The sequence below is a fragment of the Tenacibaculum sp. TB-56 genome (assembly GCF_059716275.2).
This window is the reverse complement of record NZ_CM201367.1, coordinates 2,156,116-2,174,768: the sequence shown is the minus strand read 5'-3', so window position 1 is coordinate 2,174,768 and position 18,653 is coordinate 2,156,116. Positions and strand designations below refer to the sequence as shown.

Below are 18,653 nucleotides of genomic sequence, written 5' to 3'. Positions count from 1 at the left end.
AATATTGAAGTTTGGTTATATATTTAAAATTTTTTCTGTCATCAACGGACCTAACTCAAAAGAGCTGTCTAATAACTCTTCTTTTAAAGTCATAGCTTTATCATTAATTCCATTTGCTTTGTAAATTTCAGCTATATGATACTGTATTTCGGGCTCGAAAGTTTTATCTACTACATATGTATTAATTACTTCTAAAGCTTTTTTAAAGTCTTTATTTTTGTAATAATACCAGGCTAGTAAATCGTAAGATTGTGGCGTAGACCTACTCTCAATTTCTTTTTCGATGTATGATAACGCACTAGATGTGTCATTAAATTCTTCTAAATATAATTTAGCTAAATGCTGATTATACATTACACCATATGAACTATTTTTTACAGCCGATAAATATACCTCTATATTACTTTCTTTTATTGTTAAATTATTCTTAAACTCGGCTATTTCTGCCTTTAACAAAAAATAATCTGGGGCTGAATGTTCTTTACTTATTACGTTCAAAATACGTAACGCTTCATCTGGATTTTTATCATGAGAATATACTATCCAAGCAATACCTTTTTTTGCATACGCGTTACTGTTATCTAGTTCTAATGCTTTTAAATATAATTTATAAGAATCTTGTATTTGCCCATTATGCCCATAAAAATCAGCTAAATTAGTATAGCTCCAAACTTTTAAATCTTTGTCATTTGCTTCTTCTGCTTTCTTCATTGCTTTTTCCATAAAACGAATTGCAGAAGACAAATATCCTTTATGATCATACCTTTTTGAAACTCTTATTAAATAATCAAAATCAGAATAATCTTCAATTTTTGCTAAGTATTCTGAAGCATTTTGAATATCTCCCAACTCTAAATAAACATCAAACAACATTTTCTGAGTAGCATTAAGGTTTTCTCCGTTTATTTCTGCTTTTTTTAATAGCTCTAACGATTCTTTAAATCGATGCTGAGAAATAAAATTCCTTGCTAAAGATCTTACATAAGATGCTTTATTATAGTTAGTTTTTTGATTGATTTCTAGCAACTTTTGCTCTGCTTCTATCAAATAAGAAATATCTCCTTTTTCTGAGAACAATAATGTGTTTGCCTTTGCTAGCTTACTTAAATACGGATACTGTGTTGGTTGATTTTTTAACTTTTCTTGCCAAAAGTTAAGTTCAGTTTGAGCTAAAGATGTTGATGCAGTTTCTATGTTTTGGATATACTTATTATAATCCCTTTTATCTGCTATTTATGTTTTTTTTGAAGTTGAACAACTTACTATAACACTAGTTAAAATAGTATATATAATTATTTTAAAAGTTTTCATTGTCGAAGGTTTTAAGTTAGTTTTTTCATTGTTAAGAATTTTAATAGTTAATTACTCTTTCAACCTTACTTACGAGAAAAACACAATCACGGTTTTTTATTTTTTCATTTTTTTCAAAAAATAAAATTTCACACCTCCTAAAACAATCAATTTCTACCTTCTTCTTTTTAAGAAAAACTTCACTAAACTCTTTTCTTTTATTAAAAATGAATTGTTTATTTTTGAGTTCTATGGCTACTATTTTAATTACAGGCGGAACCGGTTTAATAGGTAAAGAGTTAACTAAAAAATTAACCAACAGAGGACATGTTGTAAACATTCTTAGTAGGAATCCTAAAAAAAACAATGAGTTTCGTTGGAGTCTTAAAGAAAATTTTATTGATAAAGATGCTTTTACTAATGTGAGCCACATTATTCATTTAGCTGGAGCTGGAATTGCTGATAAACGCTGGACAAACGAACGAAAGCAAGAGCTAATTGACAGTAGAGTAAAAACTGCCAGTTTACTTTTTAATAAAATACAAGAATATAAAACACCTCTAAAAGCATTTATTTCAGCATCGGCTATTGGTTACTACGGAGCTATTACATCAGATGAAATTTTTACTGAAGAAGACGATCCTGAAAATGACTTTATTTCAAAAGTTTGTGTAAAATGGGAAAATGAAGCTCATAAATTTGAACATTTAGATGTTTCTGTAACTATTTTAAGAACAGGTATTGTGCTTACTAAAAGCGATGGTGCTTTGCAAAAAATGAATACTCCTTTATTTTTATCTTCACTTGGTCGTGGAAAACAATACATGCCTTGGATTCACATAGATGATTTATGTTCTTTGTATATAAAAGCTGTGGAAGACAAAAAGTTTACAGGAATTTTTAATGCTGTTGCACCAGAACATCAAACCAATGAAAACTTTACTAAAACATTGGCTACAACGTTAAAAAAACCTCTATTTCCCTTCAACGTTCCCTCTTTTGTTTTAAAAACTGTATTAGGTGAAATGGCTTATGTTTTGTTAAACGGCAGTAGAGTTTCTGCTAAAAAAGTAAGTAAATCCTATTCGTTTAATTTTCCTGATTTACAATCAGCTTTAAACAATATTTATAATGGAAAATAAGCTTAAGAACCCTGTTTGGCACTCACTATGTGAAACACATCAAAAGTTTGTAATTGATTATGATGAAGTAAAATTTTACGATCCAAAAATTTGTCCTTTTGGAGCTTTTACAAATAGTTCTAAAACTGCAGCGGCTCTTAATGAATATGCTAAACTAACTGATAAATTCTTTTTAGTTTCTGAAAATGAGGCTCCTACCTTCGACAGCAACTATATTAAATTAGATAAAAAAATTGACGGTTGCCAAATGGTTCTTGATAATTTGGTTGAGCTAGAAATTTCAGAAGAAATTATTCAACTAACCGAAAATCATATCGATGAAATATATAATTTGATTTGGTTAGTAATGCCTGGATATTACAAAAAAAGAACTTTTGATATGGGAAAATACTTTGGTGTTTTTAAAGACAATCAACTTGTAGCTATTACAGGGCAACGTATGCAAACAGATGATTTTGTCGAAGTAAGTGCCGTAGTTACTCACCCTAGCTTCACTAGAAGAGGATTAGCTAAACAGCTTACTCATTTTGTTAGCCAAGAAATTATCAAAGATGGAAAACATCCTATGTTACATACCACCAAAGGAAATCCTGCCATTGGACTTTATGAAAAGTTAGGCTATCAACTTACTCGTGATATGAATTGGTGGTACTATCATAAAAAGTAAAAGCTCAGAATTTCTTCTGAACTTTTACCTATTATTTGGTTAGTTCTGGCACAGAGGTATAAATATAATCTCCGTGTTTACCTGTAAAATATTTCCCCATTTTCTTACCAAACTCTTTCCTTTTAGCTTCATCTGACCAATATTCTTTAAAAAATTCGGTACTTCTTTTTCCCATTTTATCTAAATCCCCCATTGATTCTATTACGAATGCTCTTACATATTCTGTTCTATCCGCTCCCCAAGCATGTCCATGTTGATAATAACCTTTTATATATTCATTTTTATTAATCACATTATCAAGATATTCTTTACTAAGAGCATCAAACTCTTTTTTGGAACCATCTTCAGGAAAAGCAAAATGACCTTTTACAACCAGCCATATCATCTCTTTATCTGATGGGGCCAACATTTTTGCTCCTGCTATTGGTACATAAGTATCATCTGAAACTCCTGTTACATCATATTCCATTTGAATATCCATATTATTAGTCATCTCTCCCATACCCATTTCTTGAGCCATTTTCATAGTCATTGTGTATGAATCTCCTTTTTCATAGTTTAAACGAAGTAATACCTTTTCTTGAGCTAATGTTATTGTTGAAACGAGTAATAACAAGGCTATAATCTTTTTAGTCATTTTTTATCAGATTTTAATTTTTACTCGAATGTATATTTTGATTCTATTTTTTTTTTAGCCACATTTGAAGAACTATAACTTAACCATGAAAACAACTTTTAACACAAACAACGATGTTTCAATGCTTTATAATAAAGAAAACCTTACCAATGAAACGCTAATTAAACTATACAAACAACTACTTTTACCAAGACTCATAGAAGAGAAAATGCTTATTCTATTACGGCAAGGAAAAATATCAAAATGGTTTAGCGGTATTGGTCAAGAAGCAGTATCTGTTGGAGTTACTGCTGCACTAACAAGCGATGAATATATTTTGCCAATGCACCGAAATTTAGGTGTTTTTACTACTCGAGGAATTCCTTTATATCGATTATTTTCTCAATGGCAAGGAAAAGCTAACGGCTTTACCAAAGGAAGAGATCGTAGCTTTCATTTCGGAACCCAAGAATATAAGCTTGTAGGAATGATTTCTCATTTAGGTCCTCAATTAGGAATCGCTGACGGAATCGCTCTTGCCAATAAACTTAGAGGTGATAAAAAAGCCTGCGCTGTTTTTACAGGCGATGGTGGTACCAGCGAAGGTGATTTCCACGAAGCATTAAATGTAGCTTCGGTATGGAATTTACCCGTTTTATTCTGTGTTGAAAATAACGGATATGGACTTTCCACTCCTACTTCAGAACAATATAACTGTGAACATATTGCCGATAGAGGAATTGGCTACGGAATGGAAGCTCATATCATTAATGGAAATAATATTTTAGAAGTGTACACCAAAGTTTCTGAACTAGCTGAGAGCATTCGTGAAAATCCGAGACCTATTTTATTGGAGTTTAAAACCTTTAGAATGCGTGGACATGAAGAAGCTAGTGGAACTAAGTACGTACCTGAAGAATTGATGGAAGAATGGGCTTTAAAAGACCCTATTGAAAATTATAGAAATTTCCTTATTGAAGAGAAAATACTCACACCAGAAGAGGACGAGAAATTTAAAAACGAGTTTAAGGACATCATCCAAGAACATTTGAATACGACTTTTGAAGAACCAACCATTACTTCCTCTATTGAAAATGAATTGAATGATGTTTATAAAACATCTTCTCTAGAGACTGTAACTCCTAATTCGGTAACAAAAAACATTCGTTTAATAGACGCCGTTTCAGAAGGTTTGAAGCAATCTATGGAGCGTTACGACGATTTAGTTATTATGGGTCAAGATGTTGCTGAATATGGTGGTGTATTTAAGATTACTGAAGGATTCGTTGAAGCTTTTGGGAAGGAAAGAGTTCGCAATACACCAATCTGTGAATCCGCAATTGTTTCTTTAGCTTACGGATTGGTGGTCAACGGAATGAAAGCTGTAATGGAAATGCAATTTGCCGATTTTGTTTCTACAGGCTTCAATCCTATTGTCAATCTATTAGCCAAGTCGCATTATCGTTGGAATCAAAAAGCCGATGTTGTAATACGAATGCCTTGTGGCGCTGGTGTGGGTGCAGGTCGCTTTTCATTCTCAAACCAATGAGGCTTGGTTTACCAAAACTCCAGGATTAAAAGTAGTATATCCTGCTTTTCCGTACGATGCAAAAGGATTATTAACTGCTGCCATTAACGACCCGAATCCTGTCTTATTCTTTGAACATAAAGGATTGTACAGAAGTACGTATCAAGATGTTCCTACAGAATATTACACGCTACCTTTAGGTAAAGCGGTTGTTTTAAAGGAAGGAAATGAGGTTACAATTATTAGTTTTGGTGCTGCGGTACATTGGACTTTAGAAACCTTAGAACAGGTAGCCGTATCAGCTGATGTAATTGATTTACGAAGCTTACAACCTTTAGATATCGAAACTATTTACAACTCGGTTAAAAAAACAGGAAAAGTAATTATTTTACAAGAAGATTCTTTATTTGGAAGTGTTTCTAGTGATATTTCTTCTCTTATTATGGAAAACTGTTTTGAGTATTTAGACGCTCCTGTAAAAAGAGTGGCAAGTATTGAAACTCCTATTCCGTTCGCTGGAAATTTAGAAAAGGAATACTTACCCAAAGAGCGTTTTAAAGAAGAATTGCTACAGCTAATCGCTTATTGATACAAAAGCTCACTTTTCAGTGAGCTTTTTTTGTTATTTATGAATGATGAAAATAGCGGGACGCTTGTGTAAATCTGGTTTAACGCTTTTCCACTCTTTTATTGTTAGTGTTTTAATATACTCTGTTGGAAGTGTAATATCACATGCAACACAAACCCTTGTTTCAGGAGATAAAGTAGCTCGCAAATCGTCTAACATTTTCTCATTTCTATAAGGAGTTTCAATGAATAATTGTGATTGATTTTTTTCTTTTGATAGCTTCTCTAAGTCTTTGATTGCTTTTTTTCTTTCCGCTTTATCAATTGGTAAATATCCGTTAAAAGCAAAACTCTGCCCATTCATTCCCGATGCCATAATTGCCAACAAAATTGATGATGAACCGACCAATGGCACTACTTGAATTCCTTTTTGATGTGCTAACTTGACAATACTTGCTCCTGGATCAGCCACCGCAGGCACTCCTGCTTCTGAAAGTAAACCTACAGACACTCCGGTTTCGCAAATATCTAGGTAATTCTTAGTTTCTAAATCATCTGAATACTTATCTAACAACATCAATTGTAAAGAAGGTTGAGATTTAGTAGGTGTAATTCTTTTTATAAACCTTCTAGCCGACTTCTCATTTTCAACAATAAAATAATCTAACTGCTCTACCACTTTTTTAACCGACAAAGGCATTACCTCTAAAGGTTCAGTATCTCCTAAAGTCGTAGGAATCAAGTATAATTTACCTTTCATTATTTATCTCTAATTTTGAAGCGATAATTGTACACACTTCATCTAACATTTTATACACATTTTCAAAACCTTGATCTCCTCCATAATACGGATCAGGAACACTCATATCTTCATTAGGATACAATTCGTTCAAAATCATTTTTACTTTTTCTCGTTGCATACTGTTTTCAGACATTGCTACAATATCATCGTAATTACTTTTATCCATAGCAAAAATCATGTCAAACTTATCAAAATCAGCTTTTTCAAACTTTCTTGAACGTTGATTTGTAATATCTATCCCGTATTTTTTTGCTACTTGAACAGAACGTTTATCTGGTAATTCGCCTACGTGATAGCCAGCAGTTCCTGCAGAATCAACTATAAAACTTTCAGATGATAATTTAGATTTTAAAATCCCCTCAGCAAGAGGAGATCGACAAATATTCCCCAAACAAACCATTAATATTTTTTTCATCTCTATAAAATAAAAAAACCTCACTTAGTGAGGCTATTTTTTAAAGCGTTAATTTCTTCGTTAAATCTTCAACGTACTTTTTAAACTGCTTATCAGTCTCCGTTAAATTATCTACAGTTTTACAAGCATGCAATACAGTAGCGTGGTCTCTTTTACCAATTTGGCTTCCAATACTTGCTAATGACGATTTTGTCATACGTTTAGCAAAATACATAGCCAATTGACGTGCTTGTACAATATGACGTTTACGTGTTTTTGATTGTAAAGTTGCTACATCCATATCAAAATACTTCGATACCACTTTTTGAATATAATCAACCGACAACTCTTTTTTCGTGTTCTTTACAAACTTATCTACAATTTGTTTTGCCAACTCAATTGTAAACTCTTTTCTATTGAAAGAAGCTTGTGCAATCATCGAAATAATTACTCCTTCTAACTCACGAACATTCGATTTTATATTTTTAGCAATATACTCTACAATTTCTTCTGGCATTTCAACACCATCTCTATACAATTTGTTTTGTAAGATAGAAATTCTTGTTTCATAATCTGGCACTTGCAATTCAGCTGACAATCCCCATTTAAAACGAGACAATAATCGTTGCTCAATATCTTGCATATCAACAGGTGCTTTATCCGAAGTTAAAATCACCTGCTTTCCATTTTGATGTAAATGATTAAATATATGGAAGAACACGTCTTGTGTTCCTGCTTTTCCTGATAAGAACTGAACATCATCAATAATCAACACATCAATCATTTGATAGAAATGAATAAAATCATTTCTTGTATTTGACTTTACCGAATCGATAAATTGTTGTGTAAATTTTTCCGAAGAAATATATAAAACGGTCTTATCTGGATATTTATCTTTTATTTCAACACCAATAGCATGTGCTAAATGCGTTTTTCCTAAACCAACCCCACCATAAATTAATAATGGATTAAATGAGGTACCTCCTGGTTTATTCGCAACTGCCATACCTGCAGAACGTGCTAATCGGTTTGAATCTCCTTCTACAAAATTCACAAAATTGTAGTTCGGATTTAACTGAGATTCAATCTTTACCTTTTGTAAACCTGGAATAATAAAAGGATTCTTCAACTCTCGTTTCGACTCTAACGGAACTGTTACCTTTTGAGGTTTTAAAGGATTACGGTTGGAACTTGGTATTTTTACCGTTTGCGGACTATTACTACTATACGTATTTTCCATACGTACATCATAGATTAATTTTGCATCACTTCCTAACTGACGAACTAAAGCAACTCTTAGCAATTTAATATAATGCTCTTCTAACCATTCGTAAAAAAACTTACTAGGCACTTGTACAGTTAAAGCTTCCCCCGCTAATTTAATAGGCTTAATTGGCTCGAACCAAGTTTTGTATGCCTGAGGTTTAATATTGTCTTTTATAAAAGACAAGCATTCCATCCAAACTGAATCGGCTGTTTTAGTCATATTCGGTAAAAAATCAATTTTAGTTGTTAATTTTTATTCAGATTTAGGGGACACCAAACACCAACGTCTGGGCGAACAAAAGTGTGAATAAATTTTAGTATAAAAAAATCAAATCGCCATTGACTTTTATTTTTTTTTTGCGTAATGTTAAAGCACATTAAATAAAAAATTCTTTTGCAAAAACATCTTACATCTATACGTGTTCGGTATGCTGAAACTGATCAAATGGGAGTAGTTTACCACGGAAACTACGCGCAATTTTTTGAGATTGGTCGCACCGAATGGCTACGTTCTTTGGGCGTTACATACAAAGATATGGAAAAAACAGGTACCATGCTACCGGTAGTTTCTTTATCTTGTAATTTTAAAAAATCAGCTTTATACGACGATGAATTAACGGTTAGCACTATTCTAAAAAAAACACCTTCAGTTAAAATTGAATTTGATTATGAAATCACCAATCAAAACAACGAACTAATTTGTACAGGCAACACCGTTTTGGCTTTTATTAACATTGAAACCAAAAAACCTATGCGTTGTCCTGATTATATTTTAGATAAATTAGCTGCTTCAAAATAACTAAACAAAAAAATTAATGAAAATATATACGAAAACTGGCGATAAAGGAACTACTGCTCTATTTGGCGGCACTCGAGTACCAAAATACCATTTACGAATAGAAAGCTACGGAACTGTTGACGAATTGAACTCTTACATTGGTTTAATCAGAGACCAAGAAATAGACGGCTCTTTAAAAAAAGCCCTAGCAAAGATTCAAAGCGATTTGTTCACTCTTGGAGCCATGTTGGCCACTCCACCAGAAAAAGAAGTTTTAAAAAGTGGTAAGGAGCGTTTAAACATTCCTAAAATTAACGAGAGCTCTATTCAATTTTTAGAAGATGAAATTGATTTGATGAATAACGACTTACCGCAAATGACGCATTTTATTTTACCAGGCGGACATCAAACCGTGTCATTTTGTCACATAGCCCGCTGTGTATGCCGTCGTTCGGAACGATTAACTGTTGCTTTAAACGAAGAAGAAACGATTAGCGACACCATTTTGAAGTATTTAAACCGACTTTCTGACTACCTTTTTGTGTTGGCACGAAAGTTGACCCAAGACTTACAAGCTGAGGAAATTAAATGGATTCCTGAAAAGCTTTAACGAAGTTCTTTTTTTATTGATTCACATTTTTTAAAAAAAACTTGACTTTTTACAAAAAAAAATTATTTTTGCGGAAAATCTTATTAAACCGATAAAGAAATGTATTGGACACTTGAATTAGCATCTTATTTAGCAGATGCACCTTGGCCTGCAACTAAAGACGAATTAATCGATTACGCAATTCGTACTGGAGCACCCCTAGAAGTGGTTGAAAACTTACAAGATATCGAAGATGAAGGTGATGCGTACGATTCTATTGTTGAAATCTGGCCAGATTACCCTACAGAAGAAGATTATCTTTGGAACGAAGATGAATACTAGAAAAAATAAATAACAAAAAGTCTCTTTTACAGAGGCTTTTTTTTTGCTTACTTTTAAGCACTTAAAATAAAAACAAAAAAACGTTAGTTAAAACAATTTAACCAACTAAAAAACAATATTTTACAAATGAGCGTTTTAAATTCGATTATAAAACTATTTGTTGGAGACAAACAAGAAAAAGACCTAAAATCACTACAACCGATCGTTGAAAAAGTACGATCTTTTGAAAATTCATTAAGCAATTTATCTAATGATGAATTACGGGCTAAAACCATCGAATTTAAAGCTAAAATTAAAGAAGCTACGCAATCTTTTACCGATAGAATAACTGAGCTTGAAGAAGAAGCTAAAAGTGCAGATATCGATCGTCAAGAAGAAATTTATACTGAAATTGACAAATTAAAAGATGAAGCTTACGAAGCATCAGAAGCTGTTTTATTAGACATCATGCCTGAAGCTTTCGCTACTGTAAAAGAAACTGCTAAACGTTTTACTAACAATACTGAATTAGAAGTAACCGCCACTCCTTTCGATAGAGAATTATCAGCCACTAGAGAGCATATTACTCTTGAAGATGACAAAGCTTATTGGGCGAACTCATGGGATGCTGCTGGTAAAGATGTTACTTGGGATATGGTTCATTACGACGTGCAGTTAATTGGTGGATCTGTATTGCACCAAGGTAAAATTGCCGAAATGATGACTGGTGAAGGTAAAACCTTAGTTTCTACACTTCCTGTATACTTAAATGCCTTAACTGGTAATGGAGTTCACGTTGTTACAGTAAACGACTACTTAGCAAAACGTGACCGTGCGTGGATGGCTCCTATTTTTGAATTTCACGGATTAAGTACTGACTGTATTGATTTCCATCAACCAAATTCAGAAGCACGTAGAGCAGCTTACAACGCTGATATTACTTACGGAACCAATAATGAATTTGGATTCGACTACTTACGTGATAACATGGCTAACTCTAAAAAAGATTTAGTACAACGTGCACCTAACTATGCTATAATTGACGAGGTGGATTCTGTTTTAATTGATGATGCTCGTACGCCATTAATTATTTCTGGACCAGTACCACAAGGTGACCACCATGAGTTTAACGAATTAAAACCTTTAGTAGCCGATTTAGTTTCGCTTCAAAATAAATACTTAGTAGGTGTTTTAGCTGAAGCTAAACGTTTAATTAAAGAAGGAGACACTAAAGAAGGTGGTTTCTTATTATTAAGAGTTTACAGAGGTCTTCCTAAAAACAAAGCCTTAATTAAGTTTTTATCTCAAGAAGGAGTTAAACAAATTCTTCAAAAAACTGAAAACTTTTACATGCAAGACAACAATAAGCTAATGCCTGAAGTTGATGCTGAATTATGGTTTACTATTGAAGAAAAAAACAACCAAATTGATTTAACTGATAAAGGTATCGCTCACCTTTCTGAAATTACGAAAAACGAAACGTTCTTCGTTTTACCAGACATCAGTGTAAAAGTTGGTCAAATAGATAAAAGCGATGCTACTCCAGAAGAGAAAGCTGATCAAAAAGAAGAACTATACCGCGAGTTTAGCATAAAGAGTGAGCGTATTCATACCATGAACCAACTTTTAAAAGCCTACACGGTTTTTGAAAAAGATGTAGAGTATGTGGTTATGGACAATAAGGTAATGATTGTAGATGAGCAAACAGGTCGTATTATGGACGGTCGTCGTTACTCTGATGGGTTACACCAAGCCATTGAAGCTAAAGAGAATGTAAAAATTGAAGACGCTACGCAAACGTTTGCTACCGTTACTTTACAAAACTACTTTAGAATGTACCGTAAGTTATCTGGTATGACAGGTACGGCGATTACAGAAGCAGGTGAATTCTGGGAAATTTATAAACTAGATGTTGTTGAAATTCCTACAAATAAACCAATTCAAAGAGACGATAAACAAGATTTAGTTTATAAAACTACGCGTGAAAAATACAACGCAGTAATTGAAGACATTGTAAAATTAGTTGGAGAAGGAAGACCTGTATTAGTAGGTACTACTTCGGTTGAAATCTCTGAATTATTAGGAAGAATGTTACAAATTCGTAAAATTCCTCACAATATATTAAATGCAAAATTACACAAAAGAGAAGCTGATGTAGTTGCTGAAGCTGGTAAACCAGGAGTGGTAACCATTGCAACAAACATGGCTGGTCGTGGTACCGATATTAAATTATCTGACGAAGTTAAAGCAGCAGGTGGTTTAGCTATTATTGGTACAGAACGCCATGATTCTCGTCGTGTAGACCGTCAGTTACGTGGTCGTGCAGGACGTCAAGGAGATGTAGGTTCTTCTCAATTCTATGTAGCTTTAGACGATAACTTAATGCGTTTATTTGGTTCTGAAAGAATTGCGAAGATGATGGATAGAATGGGGTTAAAAGAAGGTGAAGTAATTCAGCATTCTATGATTTCTAAATCTATTGAAAGAGCTCAGAAAAAAGTAGAAGAAAACAACTTTGGTATTCGTAAGCGTTTATTAGAGTATGATGATATTATGAACGCACAGCGTGAGTTTGTATACAAACGTCGTCGTCATGCTTTAGACGGAAAGCGTTTACAGATTGATATTGCAAACATGATTTACGATACCTGTGATTCAATTGTAAGACAAAATAAGGGTGCTAAAGACTTCCAAAACTTTGAATTCGAATTAATTCGTTTCTCTGCAATGACTTCTCCTTTTTCTGAAGAAGAATTCAATAAAACATCAGAGCAAGATTTAATTGACAAGCTATACAAAATAGTAACGGAACACTACAAAAACGATGCGGAAAGAAATGCTGAAAATGCATTCCCAGTAATTAAAAATGTTTTTGAAAACGAAGGTGATCGTTACGAGCGTATCGTAGTTCCTTTTACTGACGGAACTAAAACGTTACAAGTAGTTACTAACTTAAAAGAAGCTTACGAAACTGAAGGTAAATCATTAGTAAACGATTTTGAGAAAAACATCACCTTAGCAATTATTGATGAAAACTGGAAGGATCACTTACGTAAAATGGACGAGTTAAAACAAACCGTTCAAAATGCTACGTACGAACAAAAAGATCCGTTATTAGTTTATAAGTTTGAAGCTTTCGAGTTATTCCAAGAAACAATTGATAAGATTAACAAAGAGGTGTTATCATTCTTATTTAAAGGAAAATTACCTAGTCAAGAAGCTTCACAAGTATCTGAGGCTCGTGAACAACAACGTGAGCAATTAGATCTACGTAAAGACGAGGTTCAAAACTCTACTCAGCAAGCTATTAATAGCGCACGTAATCAACAAACACAAGAACAACAAATAGTTGAAACAGTTGTACGTGAACAGCCTAAAATTGGTCGTAACGAAAAAGTAACCATCAAAAATGTAATGACTGGTGAAGAAAAAGATGTTAAGTTCAAGCAAGCTATTCCATTATTAGAACAAGGAACTTGGGTATTACACAATAAATAATCTTTTTTAGAGTGTTGGACTGTTAAATCGTCGGATTATTAGATTAGTGAATTAAAATTTCTAACATCTTATACAGTAAACAACATATAACAATTAAAAACTCCAATTTGATAAAATCAAATTGGAGTTTTTTTATAGTCTCTTCTCTATTTTCTAACCCACGAAACCTTCACATAACCTTTTCAATACTTTTTAATAAAGGTTTCATTACCAAGAATTTATAATTACTTCATCTTTTAAAAACATTCGAGAGATAACTTTGAGAAACATCGAAGTATACTCAGAATGAAAAAACACAAAAAACGTAAATTAGATATTGCTGTAATATCAGATGTCCATTTAGGAACCTTTGGTTGTAGAGCTACAGAACTTCACAATTATCTAAAAACTATCAATCCGAAAATTCTAATTCTAAACGGAGATATTATAGATATTTGGCAGTTTAACAAGCGTTACTTTCCTAAACCACACATGAAAGTCATCAAACAATTGATGAATTTTATCACCTCTGGAACAAAGGTATACTACATTACTGGAAATCATGATGAAATACTACGTAAATTTAGAGGATTCCGTTTAGGAAGCTTTGAAATTGTAAATAAAGTTGTATTAGATATCGATGGTAAAAAAGGATGGTTTTTTCACGGAGATGTTTTTGATGTTACCATGCAACATTCGAAATGGCTTGCCAAACTAGGCGGAATGGGCTATGACTTTTTAATTCTTATCAACACCATTGTTAATTGGATTAGTCATAAAATAGGGTATGGAAGATTGTCCTTCTCTAAAAAGATAAAAAACAGCATAAAAAGCGCTATAAAATTTATTAATGATTTTGAAACTACTGCAGCAGATATCGCTATAGATGAAGGTTATGATTATGTAGTATGCGGTCATATTCATCATCCAGAAATAAGAATTATTGAAACTGATAAAGGAACTACCACTTACCTAAATTCTGGCGATTGGATAGAAAACTTAACTGCTTTAGAATACAAAAACAACAATTGGTCTTTGTACGAATACGAAAAAGACGAAATAGCTAAAAATATCCATTTGAATTATACTGTAAAAGATCTAGAGTTTGTAAGCTCAGGTCAAAATAGTAGCGAACTTTTTACAGAGTTACTTAAAGAGTTTAATATTAAAACTCAATAATTATGAAGCCCATAATGGGCATTTAGTTAGAAAACGGTCAACATCTATTGGTCTTGTTAAATTTCTAAAAACAAACAATTAAAAAACAAGCAAATGAAAATACTATACGCTTTTCAAGGAACAGGAAACGGACATGCAAGTAGAGCTTTAGAAATTATCCCTCATTTACAAAGACGTGGTGAGGTAGATATACTTGTAAGTGGATCACAATACGAAATAGGACTTCCTTTTGATATAAAATATAAATTACATGGTTTAGGATTCGTTTTTGGTAAAAAGGGAGGAATTGACCTGATTAGCACTTTGAAAGACTTAAACCTTAAAAAAATATACCAAGAAATTAAAACACTTCCTGTAAGAGAATACGATTTAGTAATCAATGATTTTGAACCTATTTCAGCCTGGGCTTGCTTATTTAGAAATGTACCTATTATTTCTTTAAGCAATCAAAATGCATTGTTAAACGAAAAAAATTCAGCCTATCAAAAATTTAGACTAGAGCGATTAATAATCAAATATTACGCTCCAGCTAAAAATAAATTCGGATTTCACTTTAAAACTCATTCCTCTTCAACCTTCTTACCTATTATCCGTAAGGAAATTCGCTATAGAAATATTACAAACAAAGGACATTACACAGTGTATTTACCTTCTTATAGTGATGAAAAAATAATCAAAGTACTTTCAAGCATAAAAGACATAAAATGGCAGGTGTTTTCTAAAAAAACAAAAGAGCATCAATTCTTTCATAATATTACCATCCTACCAATAAACGACGATGCTTTTATTCGTAGTATGGCTTCTGCTAAAGGAATAATTTGTGGTGCAGGTTTTGCAACACCTGCAGAGGCTTTATACTTACGTAAAAAACTATTGGTTATTCCAATGAAAAATCAGTACGAACAACAATGCAACGCTGTTACTTTAAAAGAAATGGGAGTTACAGTCGTAAAAAAACTAAGTAAAAAACAATTACCAAAAATTGAAAAGTGGATTAACTCAAATAAAATTGTTGAAGTCCACTACCCTGATGTTACCGAAGATATGTTAGATGCAATTATTTTACCCTATTACAACAAAACCATTTTACCAGAAATTACCATTGAATAGTTGGTGAACCAATGCTTTGTAAAAAATCGTTGGTTTTAGAAAAATGTTTGTTGCCAAACCAATACCCACGATTGGCACTTAACGGTGATGGATGACCTGAGGTTAAAATATGATGCTTCTTTTTATCAATAAGCTTTGCTTTTTTCTTAGCAAAACCACCCCAAAGTAAAAACACGACATCCTCTTTTTCTTCAGATATTTTCTCAATTACAGCATCAGTAAATTGTTCCCAACCTTGTTTTTGATGGCTTCCCGCTTCACCCGCTCTAACCGTTAAAGTAGCATTTAACAACAACACTCCCTGTTTTGCCCAACGAGACAAATCGCCACTTTTAGGGTATGGAATGTTTACATCTTTTTCTATTTCTTTAAAAATATTAATCAATGATGGAGGATGTGCAACACCGTCATGTACCGAAAAACACAATCCATTAGCCTGCCCTACCCCGTGGTATGGATCTTGACCCAAAATCACTACTTTTAAATCATCTAACGAACAAAAATCAAACGCTACGAAAATATCTGACCCTTTTGGATAACACGTATGCTTTGAGTATTCATTTTTAACAAAACTGGTAAGATTTTCAAAATAGGGTTTTTCAAATTCAGATTGTAAAATATTTTTCCAGCTATCATTAATTTTTACTTGCATTGTTTGTTATTTTTGTCGTGGTTTCAAATATACTATTTTGACTAAAAACATTACAGAAAAAACACTTCAAGATTTAGAATTTACAACGGTTTTAGAACAAGTTGCAACGCACTGTATCTCTAATTTAGGAAAAGAGAAAACAATGCTAGTTCAACCTATTTCAAACAAAAAAAAGTTATTTTTTGAGTTGAATATGGTGAATGAATATCTGTCTTCTTTTGAAAATGAAAACCGAATTCCGAATCATTATTTTGAAGACATTTCTGAAGAAATTAAGCGACTTACTATAGAAAACAGTTTTTTAGAAACAGACGCTTTCTTAAAAGTTTCAGCTGTTTCAGAAACTGTGAATGAGCAAAAGAAATTTTTAAAAAAGTTTCAAACCTACTACCCTACATTATTTTCCTTAAGTGATGAAGTTGAGTTTACAACAATAATTGTAGATAGTATAAAGAAAATAATTACTCCATACGGTGAGGTTGCTGACAATGCATCCGCAGCCTTAAAACAGATACGAAAAGAAATTGGCTCTGTACGAGGTAAAATTTCTGAAAGTTTTTCTCGTGCGTTAAGTAAAAACATGTCGAGTGGATATTTAGATGATATTAAAGAAACGGTAATTGATAATCAGCGTGTCTTAGCAGTTTTAGCGATGCACAGACGTAAGGTTAAAGGAAGTTTATTAGGATCATCAAAATCAGGGAACATTGTATACATCGCTCCGCAAGCTACATTGGCTTATAGTAGAGAGTTGCAAAACTTGCTGTATGAGGAAAAACAAGAAGTTGTACGTATATTACGAGCTTTAGCTACTGAAATAAGACCTTTTACTCCATTACTAACTGAATATATTACTTTTTTAACACATTTAGATATGGTGGGTGCCAAAGCAAAATATGCTAAAAGCATCAACGGACTACTTCCTAAAATTACGAAGGAAAAAAAGGTTTTTTTAAAAAATGCGTTTCACCCTATTTTATGGCAAAAAAATAACGCTAAAAATATTGAAACTATCCCACAGACTATTCAGTTAAGTGAAGAGCAACAAATAATTGTTATTTCAGGACCTAATGCGGGAGGAAAAAGTATCACATTAAAAACGATTGGCTTATTACAAGTCATGCTACAAAGCGGATTATTAATCCCTGTACATGAACGTAGTGAAACTACACTTTTCAATACTATCTTGACTGACATTGGTGATAATCAATCTATCGAAAATCAATTGAGTACCTATAGCTATCGATTGAAAAACATGCGCTACTTTTTAAGGAAGTGTAATGACAACACCTTGTTTTTAATTGATGAATTTGGTACAGGTTCTGATCCTGAGTTAGGAGGGGCTTTGGCTGAGATTTTCCTGGAGGAATTCTATGAGAAGAAAGCCTTCGGAATTATAACCACGCACTATGCAAACTTAAAAGTATTAGCAGATGAATTGGATAATGTTACCAATGCCAATATGCAGTTTGACGAACGTACTTTAGAACCTTTGTATAAACTATATATTGGGCAAGCAGGGAGCTCTTTTACCTTTGAGGTAGCGCAGAAAAACGGAATTCCATATAGCTTGATCAATCGCGCAAAAAGGCGTGTTGAAACCGAAAAAGTTCGTTTAGATAAGACGATTTCCAAACTTCAAAAGGAGCGAAATCGCTTACAAAAAACTTCTGAAAGCTTAAACAAACAAAAATCTAAAGGACAAGAGCATATTGAAAACTTACAAGAAAAAGAATTAAGAATTCGCGAAAAACTAGAAGGTTTCCAAGAACTATACGACAATAACCAACGTATGCTTACTCTAGGAAGAAAGATTAACGAGTTATTAAATAAGTATTTTCAAACTAACAATAAAAAGGAATTATCTACTAACTTTTTTAAATGGGTTACTACTGAAAAAACAAAACACTTAAAGAAGAATCCTCCTAAAAAGAAAACGAAAGTAGAAAAGCAGGAAGAAAAAGTAGCAGCACAAAAACAAAAAGAAGCTATTAAAAAAGTAGAGAAAGAAGTGCTTCAAAAAGTAGTAAAAGTTCGAGAAGAGAAGAAAAAAGAAGCTGAAAAAATCGCCCAAGAAAAAGCTGCTTATGTTTTTAAAGTTAATGACAGGGTTCGTTTAGTAGATGGAAATGCTGTAGGTACCATTGACAAAATAGAAAAGAAAAAAGCCTTTATCAATTACGGTTTATTTACAACCGAAGCCAAAATAGAACAATTAGAATTGGTAGAAAGAGCTAAAAAGTAGTTTTAATTTTATCTTTCTTATAACAACATG

The 18,653-nt window shown here is 32.7% G+C and carries 15 protein-coding genes and 1 pseudogene; 10 read left to right on the top strand and 6 right to left on the bottom strand.

From position 1 onward, the window contains the following. Positions 1-15 precede the first annotated feature (15 nt). The gene (locus AC3VI6_RS10555) at positions 16-1,077 is read right to left on the bottom strand and encodes a tetratricopeptide repeat protein (RefSeq protein WP_497706136.1); all 1,062 of its coding nucleotides are present in this window, start codon (positions 1,075-1,077) and stop codon (positions 16-18) included. Positions 1,078-1,517: 440 nt separating this feature from the next. On the opposite strand from AC3VI6_RS10555, the gene AC3VI6_RS10550 reads away from it, so the two are divergent. After that, entirely contained in the window at positions 1,518-2,432 is a 915-nt protein-coding gene (locus AC3VI6_RS10550; protein WP_497706135.1) for a TIGR01777 family oxidoreductase, read from the top strand. After that, entirely contained in the window at positions 2,422-3,099 is a 678-nt protein-coding gene (locus tag AC3VI6_RS10545) for a GNAT family N-acetyltransferase (RefSeq protein ID WP_497706134.1), read from the top strand. Before AC3VI6_RS10550 ends, AC3VI6_RS10545 begins: the two co-directional genes overlap by 11 nt. 31 nt (positions 3,100-3,130) lie before the next feature. Here AC3VI6_RS10545 and AC3VI6_RS10540 read toward each other — a convergent pair whose 3' ends face one another. Next, positions 3,131-3,736, bottom strand: a complete 606-nt coding sequence (locus AC3VI6_RS10540; protein ID WP_497706133.1) for a hypothetical protein — start codon at positions 3,734-3,736, stop codon at positions 3,131-3,133. Between the two features lie 121 nt (positions 3,737-3,857). Between AC3VI6_RS10540 and AC3VI6_RS10535 the strand changes: the two are divergent. Then, a pseudogene (locus tag AC3VI6_RS10535) lies at positions 3,858-5,832 on the top strand (alpha-ketoacid dehydrogenase subunit alpha/beta). 33 nt (positions 5,833-5,865) lie between these two features. On the opposite strand, the gene AC3VI6_RS10530 reads toward AC3VI6_RS10535, so the two are convergent. The 3 genes from AC3VI6_RS10530 to dnaA are packed head-to-tail and all read right to left on the bottom strand — an operon-like array spanning position 5,866 to position 8,492. Next, positions 5,866-6,570: an SAM-dependent methyltransferase gene (locus AC3VI6_RS10530; protein WP_497706132.1), complete on the bottom strand. Its 705-nt coding sequence runs from the start codon at positions 6,568-6,570 to the stop codon at positions 5,866-5,868. Beyond that, positions 6,560-7,027, bottom strand: a complete 468-nt coding sequence (locus AC3VI6_RS10525) for a low molecular weight protein-tyrosine-phosphatase (protein ID WP_497706131.1) — start codon at positions 7,025-7,027, stop codon at positions 6,560-6,562. The genes AC3VI6_RS10530 and AC3VI6_RS10525 overlap by 11 nt, the downstream gene beginning before the upstream one ends. A gap of 40 nt (positions 7,028-7,067) precedes the next feature. Then, positions 7,068-8,492 (bottom strand): chromosomal replication initiator protein DnaA, encoded by a 1,425-nt coding sequence (dnaA, locus tag AC3VI6_RS10520; protein WP_274634360.1) that lies wholly within the window; start codon positions 8,490-8,492, stop codon positions 7,068-7,070. 174 nt (positions 8,493-8,666) lie between these two features. On the opposite strand from dnaA, the gene AC3VI6_RS10515 reads away from it, so the two are divergent. From AC3VI6_RS10515 to AC3VI6_RS10490, 6 genes are all read left to right on the top strand, one after another. Beyond that, positions 8,667-9,071: an acyl-CoA thioesterase gene (locus AC3VI6_RS10515; protein ID WP_435254572.1), complete on the top strand. Its 405-nt coding sequence runs from the start codon at positions 8,667-8,669 to the stop codon at positions 9,069-9,071. Between the two features lie 16 nt (positions 9,072-9,087). Continuing rightward, entirely contained in the window at positions 9,088-9,660 is a 573-nt protein-coding gene (locus tag AC3VI6_RS10510; protein ID WP_497706130.1) for a cob(I)yrinic acid a,c-diamide adenosyltransferase, read from the top strand. A gap of 99 nt (positions 9,661-9,759) precedes the next feature. Continuing rightward, positions 9,760-9,981: a DUF2795 domain-containing protein gene (locus AC3VI6_RS10505; protein ID WP_274635479.1), complete on the top strand. Its 222-nt coding sequence runs from the start codon at positions 9,760-9,762 to the stop codon at positions 9,979-9,981. A gap of 126 nt (positions 9,982-10,107) precedes the next feature. After that, the gene (gene secA, locus AC3VI6_RS10500) at positions 10,108-13,458 is read left to right on the top strand and encodes a preprotein translocase subunit SecA (protein ID WP_497706129.1); all 3,351 of its coding nucleotides are present in this window, start codon (positions 10,108-10,110) and stop codon (positions 13,456-13,458) included. 285 nt (positions 13,459-13,743) lie between these two features. Then, positions 13,744-14,616, top strand: coding sequence for a UDP-2,3-diacylglucosamine diphosphatase (locus tag AC3VI6_RS10495; RefSeq protein ID WP_497706128.1), 873 nt, complete (start codon positions 13,744-13,746; stop codon positions 14,614-14,616). A gap of 93 nt (positions 14,617-14,709) precedes the next feature. After that, a complete protein-coding gene (locus AC3VI6_RS10490; protein WP_497706127.1) occupies positions 14,710-15,726 on the top strand; it encodes a glycosyltransferase family protein in 1,017 nt (338 codons plus the stop codon). Here the strand turns inward: AC3VI6_RS10490 and AC3VI6_RS10485 are convergent. Beyond that, the gene (locus tag AC3VI6_RS10485; RefSeq protein ID WP_497706126.1) at positions 15,713-16,378 is read right to left on the bottom strand and encodes a uracil-DNA glycosylase; all 666 of its coding nucleotides are present in this window, start codon (positions 16,376-16,378) and stop codon (positions 15,713-15,715) included. The genes AC3VI6_RS10490 and AC3VI6_RS10485 overlap by 14 nt on opposite strands. Before the next feature lie 37 nt (positions 16,379-16,415). Between AC3VI6_RS10485 and AC3VI6_RS10480 the strand changes: the two genes are divergently transcribed. Beyond that, positions 16,416-18,623: an endonuclease MutS2 gene (locus AC3VI6_RS10480; protein ID WP_497706125.1), complete on the top strand. Its 2,208-nt coding sequence runs from the start codon at positions 16,416-16,418 to the stop codon at positions 18,621-18,623. Positions 18,624-18,653 lie beyond the last annotated feature (30 nt).

Coding starts and splice junctions, on each gene's coding strand:
- AC3VI6_RS10550 (WP_497706135.1), top strand. CDS start 1,518: ATGAATTGTTTATTTTTGAGTTCTATGGCTACTATTTTAATTACAGGC.
- AC3VI6_RS10545 (WP_497706134.1), top strand. CDS start 2,422: ATGGAAAATAAGCTTAAGAACCCTGTTTGGCACTCACTATGTGAAACA.
- AC3VI6_RS10540 (WP_497706133.1), bottom strand. CDS start 3,736: ATGACTAAAAAGATTATAGCCTTGTTATTACTCGTTTCAACAATAACA.
- AC3VI6_RS10530 (WP_497706132.1), bottom strand. CDS start 6,570: ATGAAAGGTAAATTATACTTGATTCCTACGACTTTAGGAGATACTGAA.
- AC3VI6_RS10525 (WP_497706131.1), bottom strand. CDS start 7,027: ATGAAAAAAATATTAATGGTTTGTTTGGGGAATATTTGTCGATCTCCT.
- dnaA (WP_274634360.1), bottom strand. CDS start 8,492: ATGACTAAAACAGCCGATTCAGTTTGGATGGAATGCTTGTCTTTTATA.
- AC3VI6_RS10510 (WP_497706130.1), top strand. CDS start 9,088: ATGAAAATATATACGAAAACTGGCGATAAAGGAACTACTGCTCTATTT.
- AC3VI6_RS10505 (WP_274635479.1), top strand. CDS start 9,760: ATGTATTGGACACTTGAATTAGCATCTTATTTAGCAGATGCACCTTGG.
- secA (WP_497706129.1), top strand. CDS start 10,108: ATGAGCGTTTTAAATTCGATTATAAAACTATTTGTTGGAGACAAACAA.
- AC3VI6_RS10495 (WP_497706128.1), top strand. CDS start 13,744: ATGAAAAAACACAAAAAACGTAAATTAGATATTGCTGTAATATCAGAT.
- AC3VI6_RS10490 (WP_497706127.1), top strand. CDS start 14,710: ATGAAAATACTATACGCTTTTCAAGGAACAGGAAACGGACATGCAAGT.
- AC3VI6_RS10485 (WP_497706126.1), bottom strand. CDS start 16,378: ATGCAAGTAAAAATTAATGATAGCTGGAAAAATATTTTACAATCTGAA.